This is a genomic window from Streptomyces sp. NPDC055243 (assembly GCF_044544025.1).
Classification (GTDB): domain Bacteria; phylum Actinomycetota; class Actinomycetes; order Streptomycetales; family Streptomycetaceae; genus Streptomyces.
The window spans coordinates 95472-110133 of record NZ_JBITWR010000023.1; the positions used below are offsets into that span (position 1 = coordinate 95472).

The 14662-nt window shown below is 71.6% G+C and carries 15 protein-coding genes and 1 riboswitch; of the genes, 7 read left to right on the forward strand and 8 right to left on the reverse strand.

All coding sequences use genetic code 11. The features are described 5' to 3' along the window. Positions 1-14: 14 nt before the first annotated feature. Both ACIGXX_RS40340 and ACIGXX_RS40345 read right to left on the reverse strand, forming a co-directional pair. Positions 15-956: a decaprenyl-phosphate phosphoribosyltransferase gene (locus tag ACIGXX_RS40340; RefSeq protein WP_399983562.1), complete on the reverse strand. Its 942-nt coding sequence runs from the start codon at positions 954-956 to the stop codon at positions 15-17. Continuing rightward, entirely contained in the window at positions 949-1470 is a 522-nt protein-coding gene (locus ACIGXX_RS40345; RefSeq protein WP_399983565.1) for a phosphatase PAP2 family protein, read from the reverse strand. The genes ACIGXX_RS40340 and ACIGXX_RS40345 overlap by 8 nt, the downstream gene beginning before the upstream one ends. A 165-nt stretch (positions 1471-1635) precedes the next feature. Between ACIGXX_RS40345 and ACIGXX_RS40350 the strand changes: the two genes are divergently transcribed. Beyond that, complete coding sequence (locus tag ACIGXX_RS40350; RefSeq protein WP_351172782.1) at positions 1636-3027, forward strand: FAD-binding oxidoreductase; 1392 nt, start codon at positions 1636-1638, stop codon at positions 3025-3027. 20 nt (positions 3028-3047) lie between these two features. Next, entirely contained in the window at positions 3048-3803 is a 756-nt protein-coding gene (locus ACIGXX_RS40355) for a decaprenylphospho-beta-D-erythro-pentofuranosid-2-ulose 2-reductase (protein ID WP_351172779.1), read from the forward strand. Positions 3804-3860: 57 nt separating this feature from the next. Here the strand turns inward: ACIGXX_RS40355 and ACIGXX_RS40360 are convergent, their stop codons facing one another. Continuing rightward, positions 3861-4448, reverse strand: coding sequence for a 2'-5' RNA ligase family protein (locus tag ACIGXX_RS40360; protein ID WP_351172776.1), 588 nt, complete (start codon positions 4446-4448; stop codon positions 3861-3863). Between the two features lie 73 nt (positions 4449-4521). Then, entirely contained in the window at positions 4522-5535 is a 1014-nt protein-coding gene (trpS, locus tag ACIGXX_RS40365; protein WP_351172773.1) for a tryptophan--tRNA ligase, read from the reverse strand. Between the two features lie 136 nt (positions 5536-5671). Here trpS and ACIGXX_RS40370 point away from each other — a divergent pair, with 136 nt between their 5' ends. From ACIGXX_RS40370 to ACIGXX_RS40380, 3 genes are all read left to right on the forward strand, one after another. Further along, positions 5672-6289: a sigma-70 family RNA polymerase sigma factor gene (locus tag ACIGXX_RS40370; RefSeq protein ID WP_366462350.1), complete on the forward strand. Its 618-nt coding sequence runs from the start codon at positions 5672-5674 to the stop codon at positions 6287-6289. After that, the gene (locus ACIGXX_RS40375; RefSeq protein WP_399983573.1) at positions 6282-7151 is read left to right on the forward strand and encodes a hypothetical protein; all 870 of its coding nucleotides are present in this window, start codon (positions 6282-6284) and stop codon (positions 7149-7151) included. Before ACIGXX_RS40370 ends, ACIGXX_RS40375 begins: the two co-directional genes overlap by 8 nt. Before the next feature lie 78 nt (positions 7152-7229). After that, complete coding sequence (locus ACIGXX_RS40380; protein ID WP_399983576.1) at positions 7230-7961, forward strand: hypothetical protein; 732 nt, start codon at positions 7230-7232, stop codon at positions 7959-7961. 133 nt (positions 7962-8094) lie between these two features. On the opposite strand, the gene glyA is transcribed toward ACIGXX_RS40380, so the two are convergent. Next, positions 8095-9441: a serine hydroxymethyltransferase gene (gene glyA / locus ACIGXX_RS40385; RefSeq protein ID WP_399983579.1), complete on the reverse strand. Its 1347-nt coding sequence runs from the start codon at positions 9439-9441 to the stop codon at positions 8095-8097. A 40-nt stretch (positions 9442-9481) separates the two neighbouring features. Continuing rightward, a riboswitch (ZMP/ZTP riboswitch) is annotated at positions 9482-9572 on the reverse strand. A gap of 111 nt (positions 9573-9683) precedes the next feature. On the opposite strand from glyA, the gene rocD reads away from it, so the two are divergent. Continuing rightward, entirely contained in the window at positions 9684-10886 is a 1203-nt protein-coding gene (gene rocD / locus ACIGXX_RS40390; protein WP_351172761.1) for an ornithine--oxo-acid transaminase, read from the forward strand. Positions 10887-11017: 131 nt separating this feature from the next. Here the strand turns inward: rocD and ACIGXX_RS40395 are convergent, their stop codons facing one another. The 3 genes from ACIGXX_RS40395 to ACIGXX_RS40405 all read right to left on the reverse strand — a co-directional run bounded on the left by ACIGXX_RS40395 (position 11018) and on the right by ACIGXX_RS40405 (position 13572). Then, positions 11018-11803, reverse strand: coding sequence for an SAM-dependent methyltransferase (locus ACIGXX_RS40395; protein WP_351172758.1), 786 nt, complete (start codon positions 11801-11803; stop codon positions 11018-11020). 80 nt (positions 11804-11883) lie between these two features. Beyond that, complete coding sequence (locus ACIGXX_RS40400; RefSeq protein ID WP_399983583.1) at positions 11884-13089, reverse strand: glutathionylspermidine synthase family protein; 1206 nt, start codon at positions 13087-13089, stop codon at positions 11884-11886. Positions 13090-13140: 51 nt separating this feature from the next. After that, positions 13141-13572, reverse strand: coding sequence for a hypothetical protein (locus tag ACIGXX_RS40405; RefSeq protein WP_399983586.1), 432 nt, complete (start codon positions 13570-13572; stop codon positions 13141-13143). A 133-nt stretch (positions 13573-13705) separates the two neighbouring features. Here ACIGXX_RS40405 and ACIGXX_RS40410 point away from each other — a divergent pair, with 133 nt between their 5' ends. Continuing rightward, the gene (locus ACIGXX_RS40410) at positions 13706-14557 is read left to right on the forward strand and encodes a hypothetical protein (RefSeq protein WP_399983635.1); all 852 of its coding nucleotides are present in this window, start codon (positions 13706-13708) and stop codon (positions 14555-14557) included. Positions 14558-14662: the final 105 nt, after the last annotated feature.

Here is a 14662-nt window from a genome sequence, read left to right on the forward strand (position 1 = left end):
CGCCCTGAGGGGGCTCACCAGTCGGCGACCGCGAGGCCGTACATCGCGATCCACACCAGGCCGATGACGGCGAGCGCCCGGTCGCGCAGGACGACGTCCTCGGGCTCGCCCGCGGTGCCCCGGTCGGCGAAGACGGCGTACCGCAGGACCGCGAGGACGAAGGCGGCCATCGACAGCTGCCGCCAGGGCAGCAGGCCGTTGCCGGTGCCGCCGCTCTCCATGGCCCACAGGCAGTACGCGAGGACGGCGACGCCCGCGGCAAGCTGCCAGACGAAGCGGAGATAGCCGGTGGTGTATTCGGTGAGCAACGCGCGCGTGGCGCCCGCTTTCCCGGACATCTGGACGGCTTCGGAGTAGCGCTTGGCGGAGACCATGAAGAGCGCGCCGAAGCCCGTGGTGATCAGGAACCAGCGGGAGAGCGGGATGTCCAGGGCCACTCCCCCGATCATCGCCCGCATCAGGAAGCCGGTGGTGACGACGGCGAGATCGACGACGAGGACGTGCTTGAGGCTGACGCAGTAGGCCAGTTGCATCACTACGTAGGCGGCGAGCAGCCCGGCCGTCAGGGGCGTGCAGAGCGCGGCGGCGGCCAGCGGCGCGAGCACGGCGAGCAGCCCGCCCACCGAGTACGCGACCGGCACCGGCACCTGCCCCGCGGCGACCGGTCTGCGGCACTTGGTGGGGTGCGCGCGGTCGGCGTCGGCGTCGCGCGCGTCGTTGATGAGGTAGACGGCGGACGCGGCGGCCGTGAACAGCGCGAACACCAACGCGAGTTGGATCAGCGAGTGGCGCGCGAAGAGTTCACCGGCGGCGGCGGGGGCCGCGACGACCAGGACGTTCTTCACCCACTGGCGGGGACGCGCGGTCTTCAGGAGGCCGAGCGGCAGGGTGAGGGCGCTCGGTCCCGACGGGCGGGGCGGCTGGGGGCGTTCGAGCAGGGCGGTGCGGTCAGCCATGCTTGCGGCCTCCGTTCATCCAGGCGGAGCCCACGCGCGCGGCGAGGGCGCCGAGGGCCGCGCCTGCCGCCACGTCGCTCGGGTAGTGGACGCCGACGACCATCCGCGAGACACACATCGCGGCGGCGAGCGGCGGGACGACGCGGGCTCCCAGGGGGCTCAGCGCGCCGTACGCGACGGTGGCCGCGGCGGCCGAAGTGGCGTGCGAACTGGGGAATGAGTGCCGTCCCGCGGTCCTGACGAGGGGCTCCACGCCCGTGTCGCCGCCGGGGCGTGGACGCCGTACGACCCGTTTGACGCCCATGCTGACCACGTGGGCCGCCGCGGTCAGCGCCGTGCCGCGCAGCCAGGCGCCGCGCCGCTCGCGGTCGACCGCGGCGCCCGCGAGCCCCACGACGAGCCAGAGGGCGCCGTGCTCGCCGGTCCAGGACAGCGCCCGTGCGGCGGTGGCCACGCGCGCGTCGGAGCCGCAGTCGCGCAGGGCCGACAGCAGCCGGTGGTCCATGTCGTGCATGTGGCCTCCTTCTCCGGGGACTTCAGGACCTGACCTCTGGACTCTTCTAGGCAACCTCTCAATATTTACGGCAATATAGGACGACACTCCATCAATCACCCATTTCGGTGAGAGCTCGTACTAATTAGGGCAAACTGCCCTTGACCGGACGATACGGTCACACCCATGCCTGCCGACTCCGCTCCGCCCGCCGCCCCCGCGCCCGCGACGACGTCCGAGGCCGTGTCCGTGTCGGGCTGGGGGCGCACCGCACCCTCCACCGCCCGCCTGATCCGCCCCCGTTCGCCCGAGGAGGCCGTGGCCGCCCTCCAGGCCTGCGGGGAGCGTGGAGGCATCGCCAGGGGCCTTGGAAGGGCCTATGGGGACGCCGCGCAGAACGCGGGCGGCTCGGTCCTCGACATGACCGGCATGGACCGCGTGCACGCCATCGACGCGGACGCGGGCACCGTCCTGTGCGATGCCGGGGTCTCCCTGCACCGCCTGATGGAAGTCCTGCTCCCGCTCGGCTGGTTCGTGCCGGTCACCCCCGGGACCCGCTACGTGACCGTCGGCGGGGCGATCGGCGCGGACATCCACGGCAAGAACCACCACGGGTCCGGCTCGTTCTCGCGCCACGTGATGGCGGTGGAACTGCTCACCGCCGACGGCGAGGTGCGCGCGGTCGAGCGCGGCAGCGCCCTGTTCGACGCGACGGCCGGCGGCATGGGCCTGACCGGCGTGATCCTCGCCGCGACCCTGCAACTGCAACCGGTCGAGACGTCGTTGATGACGGTGGACACCGAGCGCGCCACCGACCTGGACGACCTGATGGCCCGCCTCACCGCCACCGACCACCGCTACCGCTACTCGGTGGCCTGGATCGACCTCCTGGCGCGCGGTGCGTCGATGGGGCGCTCGGTCCTCACCCGCGGCGACCACGCTCCCCTGGACGCCCTCCCGGCACGCGCGCGCAGAACCCCGTTGGCGTTCCGCCCCGGCCAGCTGCCGTCCGCCCCGCGCTTCCTGCCCGAAGGGCTGCTGGGCCGGAAGTCGGTGGGCCTCTTCAATGAGCTCTGGTACCGAAAGGCGCCCCGCTCCCGCGTGGGCGAGCTCCAGAAGATGTCGACGTTCTTCCACCCTCTGGACGGCGTCCCGCACTGGAACCGCGTGTACGGCCGCGGCGGGTTCGTGCAGTACCAATTCGTCGTCGGGTACGGCCAGGAGGAGTCCCTGCGGCGCATCGTGCGGCGCATCTCGGACCGCGGCTGCCCGTCCTTCCTCGCCGTACTGAAGCGCTTCGGAGAGGGCGATCCGGGCTGGCTCTCCTTCCCGATGCCCGGCTGGACCCTCGCCCTGGACATCCCGGCGAACCTGCCGGGCCTGGGCGCCTTCCTCGACGAGCTCGACGAGGAGGTCGCCGCGTCCGACGGCCGCGTCTACCTGGCCAAGGACTCCCGCCTGCGGCCCGAGATGCTCGCCGCGATGTATCCGCGGCTCGACGATTTCCGCGCGCTGCGGGCGGAAATCGACCCGCGCGGCCTGTTCCGCTCGGACCTCTCGCGCCGCCTCGCCCTCTAGCACCTCCAGGAGTTGGTCCCATGAAGGACGCCTTCGGCACCCCCCAGTCCCTGCTCGTACTCGGCGGCACCTCCGAGATCGGCCTGGCCACGGCCCGCCGTCTGGTCGCGCGGCGCACCCGTACGGTGTGGCTCGCCGGGCGGCCGTCCCCGGACCTGGAGAAGGCCGCCGCGGGCCTGCGCGACGTGGGTGCGGACGTGCGCACCGTCGCCTTCGACGCGCTCGACTCCGAGTCCCACGAGGCCACGCTCGGCAAGATCTTCGCCGAGGGCGACATCGACATGGTGCTGCTGGCCTTCGGCATCCTCGGCGACCAGGCACGCGACGAGGACGAGCCGCTGTCGGCGGTGCGGGTCGCGCAGACGAACTACACCGGCGCGGTCTCGGCGGGCCTGGTGTGCGCGCGCTCGCTGCAGGCCCAGGGGCACGGTTCCCTGGTGGTGCTCTCGTCGGTCGCGGGCGAGCGTGCCCGCCGCTCGAACTTCATCTACGGGTCCAGCAAGGCCGGCCTCGACGCCTTCGCCCAGGGCCTGGGCGACGCGCTGCACGGCACGGGCGTGCACGTGATGGTCGTGCGCCCCGGCTTCGTACGCTCCAAGATGACGGCGGGCCTGGAGGAGGCCCCGATGGCGACCACTCCGGAGGCGGTGGCGCTGGCCATCGAGACGGGCCTTCGGCGGCGCTCGGAGACCGTGTGGGTGCCCGGCGCGCTACGGGTGGTCATGTCGGCGCTGCGTCACGTGCCCCGGACGGTCTTCCGTCGGCTTCCGGTGTGAGGCCGCCCCTTCGGGGACGGCGGCTTCCGGTGTGAGGCTTCGGGGGCGGCGCTCAGGTCAGCGGGCGGGCAGCGTGCCGTGCGTGGCCGGGGCCGCCGCCTGCGGAGGGACCAAAGGGCCGCCCCCGCCGAAGGCGAACTCACGCAGCTTGCGCCACACCCCGTCGGCGCCCTGCTCGTAGAGCGCGAAGCCGGTGCAGGGCCACTCGGCCTCGTACTCCGAAAGCTCCGCGTAGGCCCGGTCCATGGCCTCTTCGGAGATGCCGTGCGCCACCGTGACGTGCGGGTGGTACGGGAACTGCAGCTCGCGCGCCATGGGCCCCGAGGCGTCCCGCACCCGCTCCTGCAACCAGCCGCAGGCCGAGCCGCCCGCCACCACCTGGACGAAGACCACGGGCGACAGCGGACGGAACGTACCCGTACCGGAGAGCCGCATCGGGAAGGGGCGCCCGGCGGCCGCGACGGCCCCCAGGTGCGCCTCGACCGCGGGCAGCGCCGAGGCGTCCACCTCGGTCGGCGGCAGCAGCGTGACGTGGGTGGGGATGCCGTGCGCCGCGGGGTCCCCGAAGCCCGCGCGCCGCTCCTGGAGCAGGCTGCCGTGAGGCTCCGGGACCGCGATCGACACACCGATCGTTACGGTCCCCACGTCGTACTCCTGTCGGTCGGGTGGCGGGCAGAGGGCGCTGTTGTACCTGGCGTGGTGCAGGGGGCTGTGTGGCTCAGTGCTTGGCGGGCAGCAGGCCCACCTTGTCGTACGCCTGGGCGAGGGTCTCCGCGGCGACGGCGCGCGCCTTCTCCGCACCCTTGGCCAGGATCGAGTCGAGCGTCTCCGGGTCGTCCAGGTAGGCCTGGGTGCGGTCCCGGAAGGGAGTCACGAAGTCGACCATGACCTCGGCGAGGTCGGTCTTCAGCGCACCGTAGCCCTTGCCGGAGTACTTCTGCTCCAGTTCCGGGATACCGATACCGGTGAGCGTCGAGTAGATGCTGAGCAGGTTGCTGACACCCGGCTTTTCCGCGGTGTCGTAACGCACGACCGTGTCGGTGTCGGTGACCGCGCTCTTGACCTTCTTGGCGGTGGCCTTGGGCTCGTCGAGGAGGTTGATCAGGCCCTTCGGCGTGGACGCCGACTTGCTCATCTTGATCGACGGGTCCTGGAGATCGAAGATCTTCGCCGTCTCTTTGAGGATGTACGCCGCCGGGACGGTGAACGTCTCGCCGAAGCGCCCGTTGAAGCGCTCCGCGAGGTCGCGGGTCAGCTCGATGTGCTGGCGCTGGTCCTCGCCGACCGGGACCTGATGGGCCTGGTAGAGCAGGATGTCCGCGACCTGCAGGACCGGGTACGTGAAGAGGCCCACGGAGGCGCGGTCGGCACCCTGCTTGGCCGCCTTGTCCTTGAACTGCGTCATGCGCGAGGCCTCGCCGAAGCCGGTGAGGCAGTTCATGACCCAGCCGAGCTGTGCGTGCTCGGGGACGTGGCTCTGGACGAAGAGCGTGCAGCGCTCCGGGTCGAGCCCGGCGGCAAGGAGCTGGGCGGCGGCGAGCCGGGTGTTGGCGCGCAGCTCGGCCGGGTCCTGCGGGATCGTGATCGCGTGCAGGTCCACCACCATGTAGAAGGCGTCGTGGGACTCCTGCAGCGCCACCCACTGGCGGACCGCGCCGAGGTAGTTGCCGAGGTGGAACGAGCCCGCGGTGGGCTGGATTCCGGAGAGCACGCGAGGACGATCAGAGGCCATGAGGCTCATTCTCTCAGGTGTCTCTCATTGCTCGGAAACAGACGTGTGACGGGTGTGCCGCGATCTTGTCCTGGCGCGGGTCGATCCGGTCGTCGCACATGCGGAACCGATCGCGTCCGGCCGGTGTATCAAGAGTGTGAGGGCACAGGGGGAGGTCCTGGAGGGGGGCCGCGTCGTCGACGAGGGTGCGGTGATCGCGCGTGTGCGCGCCGGGGAGCCGGAGGCGTACGCGGAGTTGGTGCGCGCTTTCACCGGGATCGCACTCAGGGCGGCCGTGGCACTCGGGGCGGGATCGGACGCGGAAGACGTGGTGCAGCAGGCCTTCTTCAAGGCGTACTGCTCCTTGGGGCGGTTCAGGGACGGCTCGGCGTTCAAGCCGTGGCTGCTGTCGATCGTCGCCAATGAGACGAGGAACACAGTCCGTTCGGCGGTGCGGCAGAGGTCGCTCGTCGGGCGCGAGGCGGCGCTCACGGAGGCGGAGCCACTGATACCGGAATCGGCGGACCCGGCGGTGGCGGCGCTTCAGGACGAGCGCCGGACGGCCCTGCTCGCCGCGCTCGACCGGCTGAGCGAGGAGCACCGCCTGGTCGTCACGTACCGCTATCTCCTGGAGATGGAGGAGGCGGAGACGGCCGAGGCGCTGGGCTGGCCGCGGGGCACGGTCAAGTCCCGGCTGAACCGCGCGCTGCGGAAGCTGGGGCGGCTGCTGCCGGAAGGACCGGAAGGACCGGGGGGAGGTGACGGGCGTGAGTGAGCGGGGCGACGGCCAGGACAGGCGGGACGGGGACGGCGCCGAGCAGGCCGGACGCGGCGGCGCCCGTCCGCTTCCCGAGGAGCTGCGGGCGCTCGGCCGGTCCCTGGACCCGCCCGGGGCCGGCGGCGCGTCGATGGCCGAGCGGGTCATCGCGCAGATCATCGCGGAGTCGGTCCCGGTGCCGGTCCCGGTGGACGAGCCGCCGGGGCGCCTGTCCCGGCTGCGGTCGTGGCTGCGGGCGCGGTGGCGGGTCCTGACGGCGGCACTGTGCGGGCTCCTGACGGCCGCGGTGCTCACGCCGCCGGTGCGGGCCGCGGTCTTCGAGTGGTTCGACTTCGGCGGGGTCGAGGTGCGGTACGACCCTTCGGCGCCCTCGCCGAGCGAGGCCGGGGTGCCCGGGTGCGGCGGCGGGGTGAGCCTGTCCGAGGCCGAGCGGCGGGCCGGCTTCGTGCCCGCGGTGCCGGACGCGCTCGGCGCGCCGGATGCCGTGTCGGTGACGCGGGAGCCGGGGGCGCGCGTCCTGGTCACCCTGTGCTGGCACGACGAGGGCCGGACGATACGGCTCGACGAGTTCGACGCCCGCCTCGACCTCGGCTTCGGCAAGACGGTGACGGAGCGTCCCGACTGGGTGCAGGTCGGCCGGGAGACGGGGCTGTGGTTCCCGCGCCCGCATCGGCTCACGTTCTGGATGGTGGAGGGCGACGGCGACCGGTGGACGCGCTCCGAGCGGACGGCCGGGCCGACGCTGCTGTGGACACACGGGCGGGAGCTGACGCTGCGGCTGGAGGGCGTGGCGTCCAAGGAGCGGGCGCTGGAGATCGGGAAGTCGCTTCCGGCTCGTTCCGGCGAAGAGGGAACCTGAACGGCTCGGGCGGTGTACCAGAAGTGAGGCGGTGCGGACGGGTCGTGCCGGGGAGCGGCTGGGGGATCGGACATGCGGATGCGTACGGCAAGGGGAATGTGCGGGTCGGCGGCGGGGCTCGCGGCCGGGCTTGCGCTGGTCGTGATGGGGGCGCCGCAGGCGGTGGCGGGCGGACCGACGAGCGTCCTCGTGGTCTCGCCGGAGAGCGGGCAGAGCACGGCGCTCTATGTGAGCGACAAGGAGTACGGCGAGCTGGAGCGCTGTCTCGGCGACATCGGCGAGGGCCGGCGCGAGCAGCCACCAGGTCTCGACATGAGTGCCGGAAGCCGTCAGATCAATGTGACGTGGATGGCCCACGACGTGAGTCCGTGGCGGGTGGACCGGGCCTATCCGATGGCGTCCGGCTCCAAGGAGGGCAAGGACGCCACGGGTGCCAAGAGCGCCAAGGACGCCGAGACCGTGTGGATCCACACGACGACGGACGTGGAGTCCATGACCGGCTCGTGGCACAAGGCGAAGGACCCGGCCCGCCTGACGGCACTGTTCAAGAAGCTGGGGGTCATGGGCGCTCCGGCAGCCGGGGGCAATCAGGCGACAGCCCCCGAGACGGATGCGGCCCCACCGCCGACGACCGCCTCGGCACGGGCGGATGGCATACCGGGCGACGGCGGCACGGGCTGGTGGTGGGCGATACCGGGCGCCGCGGCGGGAGCCGCGGGAGCGCTGCTGCTGCGGGGGCCCTTCCTCGCCTCTCTGCGCGGGCGGCGGCTCCATGAGGACGGCCCGCGGCAGGAGTTGCGGGACGTGTGAGGGGGCGCAGGGACGCTGCCGCCCCCGGCCGGTGAGGTGGCCGACCTGGGGCGGCTGTGCGGACCAGCGATCAGAACGGTCAGGCCGGTCAGGCCGGTCAGGCCGGTCAGGCCGGTCAGGCCGGTCAGGCAAGTCAGTGCGCCGGCAGGCCCGGGGCCGGGTGGGCGGCCATCAGGTCGGCGACCTCGGACCGGATCTTCGTCAGGGCGTCCTCGTCACCGGCACGGGCCGCGGCGACGCCTCGGTCGATCCAGTCGGCGACGGTCGGCATGTGCTGCGTTCCGAGACCGCGGGAGGTGAGCGAGGGGGTGCCGATGCGGACGCCGGAGGGGTCGAACGGCTTCCTCGGGTCGTACGGCACGGTGTTGTAGTTCACGACGATCCCGGCCCGGTCCAGGGCCTTGGCGGCGACCTTGCCCGGGACGTCCTTGGGGGTGAGGTCCATCAGGATCAGGTGGTTGTCGGTGCCGCCGGAGACCAGGTCGAAGCCGCGGGCGAGCAGTGCTTCGGCGAGGGCCTGGGCGTTGGCGACGACCGCGCGGGCGTAGTCGCGGAAGGAGGGCTGCGACGCCTCGTGCAGGGCGACGGCGATGGCCGCGGTGGTCTGGTTGTGCGGGCCGCCCTGCAGTCCGGGGAAGACCGCCTTGTCGATGGCCTTGGCGTGCTCCTCGCGGGACATCAGCATCGCGCCGCGCGGGCCGCGCAGGGTCTTGTGGGTGGTCGTGGAGATCACGTCGGCGTGCGGCACCGGTGAGGGGTGGGCGCCGCCCGCGATCAGGCCGGCGATGTGCGCGATGTCGGCGACGAGGACGGCCCCCGCCTCGTGGGCGATCTCGGCGAAGGCGGCGAAGTCGATGGTGCGAGGGAGGGCGGTGCCACCGCAGAAGATCAGCTTGGGGCGTTCCTTGAGGGCGAGGTCGCGCACCTCGTCGAAGTCGATGCGGCCCGTGTCGTGGCGGACGCCGTACTGGACGCCGCGGAACCACTTGCCCGTGGCGGAGACGCCCCAGCCGTGGGTGAGGTGGCCGCCCATGGGGAGGGCCATGCCCATCACGGTGTCACCGGGCTCGGCGAAGGCGAGGTAGACGGCGAGGTTGGCCGGGGAGCCGGAGTACGGCTGGACGTTGGCGTGCTCGACGCCGAAGACGGACTTGGCGCGGGCGACGGCCAGGCGTTCGACGGGGTCGATGTTCTGCTGACCCTCGTAGTAGCGGCGGCCCGGGTAGCCCTCGCTGTACTTGTTCTGGAGGACCGTGCCGGAGGCTTCGAGGACGGCGGTGGAGACGTAGTTCTCGCTGGGGATCAGCCGCAGGGTGTCGGCCTGGAGCTGCTCCTCGGCGCCGACGAGAGCCGAGAGCTCGGGGTCCTGCGCGGCGAGCGCGGGGTGGCTGAGGGTGTTCGGAAGCTGCGCGGAATCCGCGGAAGCGGAACGTGAGGAAGCGGAATCCGCGGCGAGGTTCGAGGAAGGGGAGTGAGTCATGGCGTCCTCCGGGGCGAGCGGTGAGTTTCCGGTCGTGGTCCCGGGGTGCCCAGGCGGGCGGCACCTCGAAGGTTCTGCCTCGCACGGCTTCCTCGGGGTCCGTTCCCCGTGCGCCAGTCGCCGTGCTGTAGAGAGCAGCCTAGCGGGCACGCCGGGTCGGCAGGTTTCCTCGTCCACGATCCGAGCGACGATAGAACTTGGGCGCCACACCCGCCCCATGCCGCAGGACGAACGGAGACCCCGTGTCGACTACCGAAAAGTTCATCACCTCGGCCGAAGCGCACAGCGCGCACAACTACCACCCGCTGCCCATCGTGGTCGCGTCGGCGGAGGGTGCCTGGATGACGGACGTCGAGGGGCGCCGCTACCTCGACATGCTCGCCGGCTACTCGGCGCTGAACTTCGGGCACGGCAACCGCCGCCTGATCGACGCCGCCAAGGAGCAGCTGGAGCGGGTGACGCTCACCTCGCGGGCCTTCCACCACGACCGGTTCGCCGACTTCTGTACGCGGCTCGCGGAGCTGTGCGGCAAGGAGATGGTGCTGCCGATGAACACCGGCGCGGAGGCGGTGGAGACGGCCGTGAAGACCGCCAGGAAGTGGGGGTATCAAGTCAAGGGCGTGCCCGACGGGCGGGCGAAGATCGTCGTCGCGCGCGACAACTTCCATGGGCGGACCACAACCATCGTCAGCTTCTCGACGGACCCCGAGGCCCGCGCGGACTACGGCCCGTACACCCCGGGCTTCGAGATCGTGCCGTACGGCGATCTGACCGCGATGCGGGAAGCGGTCACGGAGAACACCGTGGCCGTGCTCCTCGAGCCGATCCAGGGCGAGGCCGGGGTCCTGGTGCCGCCGGCCGGATATCTCGCGGGCGTCCGGGAGTTGACGCGGGAGCGGAACGTCCTCTTCATGGCGGACGAGATCCAGTCGGGGCTCGGCAGGACGGGCAGGACGTTCGCGTGCGAGCACGAGGGCGTGGTGCCGGACGTGTACATCCTGGGCAAGGCGCTAGGCGGGGGTGTCGTGCCGGTGTCCGCGGTGGTGGCGGACGCGGATGTGCTGGGGGTGTTCAAGCCGGGTGAGCACGGCTCGACGTTCGGCGGCAATCCGCTGGCGTGCGCGGTGGCGCTGGAGGTCGTGGCCATGCTGAGCTCGGGCGAGTTCCAGCAGCGGGCCACCGAGCTGGGCGAGCATCTGCACTCCGAGCTGGGGCTGCTCGCCGGCACGGGCGCGGTGACGCAGGTGCGGGGCCGCGGGCTGTGGGCGGGCGTCGACATCGAGCCGTCGCACGGCACGGGCCGCGAGATCTCCGAGAAGCTGATGGACCGGGGGGTGCTGGTCAAGGACACCCATGGGTCGACGATCCGGATCGCCCCGCCGCTGGTGATCAGCAAGGAGGACCTGGACTGGGGGCTTGATCAACTGCGGGCCGTGCTGGCCTAGTTCCGGGGAGGCGGGCCCCGTACCGCCTCCGCGGCCCGTGCCTCAGCGGCCCGTGCCTCAGCGGCCCGTGCCTCCGCGGCCCCTGCCTCAGCGGCTCCGGTCTCAGCAGCCCCGGTCTCAGCAGCCCGGACTCAACGCTTGAGGCCCACTCCGCCGAACATGGCCACGTCCTCGACGCCGACCGTCGACTCCGCACGCCAGCGGTTGCACGACACCACACCGGGGTCGAGGAGCTCCAGGCCCTCGAAGAACTCGGCGACGCGCTCGGGTGTGCGCTGCGTGAGCTTGGGCGTGCCGTTCTCGTTCCAGAACGCCACCGCCTCGTCCACGTCGGGCATCGCCGGGCTGGTGATCGTGTGCGAGAGGACCAGGTGGCTGCCGGCCGGCAGCGCGTCGAGCAGACGGCGCACGATGCCGTACGCCTCGGAGTCGTCCTCGATGAAGATGACGACTCCGAGCAGGATCAGCGCGACCGGCTGGTCGAAGTCCAGGGTCTTGGCGGCGTGTTCGAGGATCGCGTCGACGTTGCGCAGGTCCTCGTCGAGGTAGTCGGTCTTGCCCTCGGGGGTGCTGGTCAGCAGGGCGCGCGCGTGGGTGAGGACGAGCGGGTCGTTGTCCACGTAGACGACGCGGGACTCGGGGGCGAGCCGCTGGGCGACCTCGTGGGTGTTGTCGGCGGTCGGCAGACCGGTGCCGATGTCGAGGAACTGCCGGATGCCGCACTCGGTGACGAGGTGGCGCACGGCCCGCCCGAGGAACTGCCGGTCGGCGAGCGCGTACGCGCCGATGCCGGGGTGCAGGGTGCGGATCTGGTCCCCGGCGGCCTGGTCGACGGGGTAGTTGTCCTTGCCGCCGAGCCAGTAGTTCCAGATCCGGGCCGTGTGAGGCTGCGTGGTGTTGATCCTGCTGTCGGCCATGTTCGGTTCGCCTCCGGGTGCGTCATCGCGATCAACCGGCAGCGTACTCGGGGAAATTGGCGGAGCCCGCGGGTCCGGCCTCAGAGAATCACGTGCGGCAGGAACCTCGCGTACTCGTCCGTGATCAGACCCGCCGACTCCCGGATGCCGAGCCCCGCCGCCTCGTCCTCGACGACCCACGCACCGAGCACCACACGGTTGCCGTCGAAGTCGGGCAGGGGTGCCAACTCCTGGTAGCAGCACGCCTCCGCACGCACGGAGGAGGAGGACTGGGCGTCGCCCGGCGGGTGGATCGTGACTCCGGCGCCTTCGCGGCCGAGGAGCGGCTTGGCGACGTAGCCGGGACCGGAGGCGAGGGCCAGCTCACGGGGGCCGTCCAGGTAGGCGGGGAGCAGGTTCGGGTGGCCGGGATACAGCTCCCACAACACCGCAAGCAGCGCCTTGTTGGAGAGGAGCATCTTCCAGGCCGGCTCGATCCACAGGGTGGAGCCGGTACCGCCGCCGTTGTCGAGAGTCTCCAGGACGTGCGGGGCGAAGCGGTCGGTGGTCAGCCACTCCCACGGATAGAGCTTGAAGCAGCTGCGGATGAAGCCGAGCTTCTTGTCGACGAAGCGCCGCGAGAGACGGTCCCAGCCGATATCCTCCATGGAGATCGCCTCGGTGTCCAGACCCGCCTGCTGCGCGGTCTCGCGCAGATACGCGACCGTCATCAGATCCTCGCCGAGCTCGTCGCCCGCGGAGTGCGCGAAGTACAGCGGGCCGCCGGGCGGGAGCAGTGGGGCCTGCTTCTTCCAGGCGTCGACGAGGCGTTCGTGCAGGGAGTTCCACTGGTCGGCGCCGGGGAAGCACTCCTCCATCCAGAACCACTGGGGGCTCGCGGCCTCGACCAGGGAGGTGGGGGTGTCCGCGTTGTACTCCAGCATCTTGGCCGGGCGCCCGTCCGTGCCGTCGTAGTGGAGGTCGAACCGCCCGTAGAGGGAGGGGAGTTCGGAGCGTCGGCGCCAGGCCTCGGTGACCGCTTCGGCCACTCGGGGGTCCGTGATGCCGAGGTCGGCGAGGCGGTCGTGCTTGACGATGTGCCCGGCTGCCGCGAGGCACATCGCGTGCAGCTCCTCGACGACCTCTTCGAGGGCTTCGACCTCGGGCAGGGAGAAGACGTAGCAGGCGGACTCGTCCCAGTAGGGGCGCAGCGAGTCGTCGGGGTAGCGGGTGAGGGGGTAGATGAGCCCCTGGTCCTCGACGGTCTGCTGCCAGCCGGGGCGCGGGGTGAGGGTGCGGCGTTCCATGATGCGGGTCTCGGTCTCGGTCTCGGCTCTCGTGGCTCGCTCGTATCCGGCTCAGCCGCCGCCGCTGCCCGAGCAGCCGAAGCCGTCGCGGTCGACGGCCTCGCTGCGACTGAAGGTGCCGTAGTCGGCGTAGCGGCCGTCGACGTCGGCGTCGTAGTACCAGTCGGGGTCCATGCGACGACCGGACTTGCCGGTGCCCGTACCCGTACCCGTACCCGTACCCGTCCCGTAGGAACTGCCGCCGGTCTTGCCCCCCTTGCCGTACGAGGAGGAGGAACCGGAGGACGAACCGCTCTTGCAGTTCTTGTCGGCGACGATCTTGTAGCCGCTGAAGGCGTCGTAGCTGTCGCGGTCCACGCACCGCTTGTCCGGCTCCGAGCCGCACGAGGTCAGGGCCGCCGCGAGGACGCCCATCCCGCCGAGCACGACCGTGCTGGACCGCAGCTTCCGCCGCGGGGTGCCCTTTTCCTTCTCCGCTGCCATCGGCTGCGCCACTCCCCCGTTGTCGTACATGTGTCAAGACGCGATCGGCGGCCAGCCTAGGTAAGCGTCCCTGCGCCATGCCAATCGGCTCAGCCGAATCCCTTTCCTCTACAGTCACTTCGTGTCTCTTGGGATGATTTGCGCACTCGGTTCAGCGGTCTGCTTCGGCACGGCCTCCGTCTTCCAGGCCGTCGCCGCGCGCGCCACGGCGCCGGGTACGGGGTCCGGCGTCGACCCCGCGCTGCTGCTGCGCGCGGTGAAGCAGTGGCGGTACGTCGTGGGGCTCGCACTCGACGGGCTCGGCTTCCTGCTGCAGATCGTGGCGCTGCGCTCCATCCCGATCTACGCCGTCGGGGCGGCGCTCGCCGCGAGCCTCGCCGTCACGGCGGTGGTGGCCTCGCGGTTGCTGCGGGTGCGGCTGAGCGGGGTGGAGTGGGCGGCCGTGGGCGTGGTGTGCGCGGGGCTCGCGATGCTGGGGCTCGCTTCGGGGGACGAGGGAGAGGGCGCGGGGTCGACGACCCTGCGGTACGTGATGCTGGGCGTGGCGGTGGGGGTGTTGGTGCTGGGGGCCTTGGCCGGGCGGTTGCCGGGGCGGGGACGGGCGTTGGCGCTGGGGCTCGGGGCGGGGTTCGGCTTCGGGGTGGTGGAGGTGGCCGTGCGGCTGATCGACGATGTCTCGCCGGGGGCGTTGGTGCGGAACCCGGCTTGTTACGCGTTGCTGGTGGGTGGGGGTGCGGCGTTTCTGCTGCTGACGTCGGCGTTGCAGCGGGGGTCGGTGACGACTGCTACCGCGGGGATGGTGATCGGGGAGACGATCGGCCCTGCGGTGGTGGGGGTGGTGTGGCTGGGGGATCGGACTCGGGACGGGCTGGAGTGGCTGGCCGTTCTGGGGTTCGTGGTGGCTGTGGTGGGGGCGTTGGCTTTGGCGCGGTTCGGCGAGGCGCCGGCTCCTTCGGAGGGGGTTCCTGTGGAGGGGGCGGTGTAGGGGGTGGCTTGAGGGTGGGTGGACCCTGCGAGGCTCTGTCCCCAACCCCGCCCCTTCCCGGAAACCTGCTGGCGCAGGGGCCTTGGGCACCGTCAATCACCGGCT

Coding starts and splice junctions, on each gene's coding strand:
- ACIGXX_RS40340 (WP_399983562.1), bottom strand. CDS start 956: ATGGCTGACCGCACCGCCCTGCTCGAACGCCCCCAGCCGCCCCGCCCG.
- ACIGXX_RS40345 (WP_399983565.1), bottom strand. CDS start 1,470: ATGCACGACATGGACCACCGGCTGCTGTCGGCCCTGCGCGACTGCGGC.
- ACIGXX_RS40350 (WP_351172782.1), top strand. CDS start 1,636: ATGCCTGCCGACTCCGCTCCGCCCGCCGCCCCCGCGCCCGCGACGACG.
- ACIGXX_RS40355 (WP_351172779.1), top strand. CDS start 3,048: ATGAAGGACGCCTTCGGCACCCCCCAGTCCCTGCTCGTACTCGGCGGC.
- trpS (WP_351172773.1), bottom strand. CDS start 5,535: ATGGCCTCTGATCGTCCTCGCGTGCTCTCCGGAATCCAGCCCACCGCG.
- ACIGXX_RS40380 (WP_399983576.1), top strand. CDS start 7,230: ATGCGTACGGCAAGGGGAATGTGCGGGTCGGCGGCGGGGCTCGCGGCC.
- glyA (WP_399983579.1), bottom strand. CDS start 9,441: ATGACTCACTCCCCTTCCTCGAACCTCGCCGCGGATTCCGCTTCCTCA.
- ACIGXX_RS40395 (WP_351172758.1), bottom strand. CDS start 11,803: ATGGCCGACAGCAGGATCAACACCACGCAGCCTCACACGGCCCGGATC.
- ACIGXX_RS40400 (WP_399983583.1), bottom strand. CDS start 13,089: ATGGAACGCCGCACCCTCACCCCGCGCCCCGGCTGGCAGCAGACCGTC.
- ACIGXX_RS40405 (WP_399983586.1), bottom strand. CDS start 13,572: ATGGCAGCGGAGAAGGAAAAGGGCACCCCGCGGCGGAAGCTGCGGTCC.
- ACIGXX_RS40410 (WP_399983635.1), top strand. CDS start 13,706: ATGATTTGCGCACTCGGTTCAGCGGTCTGCTTCGGCACGGCCTCCGTC.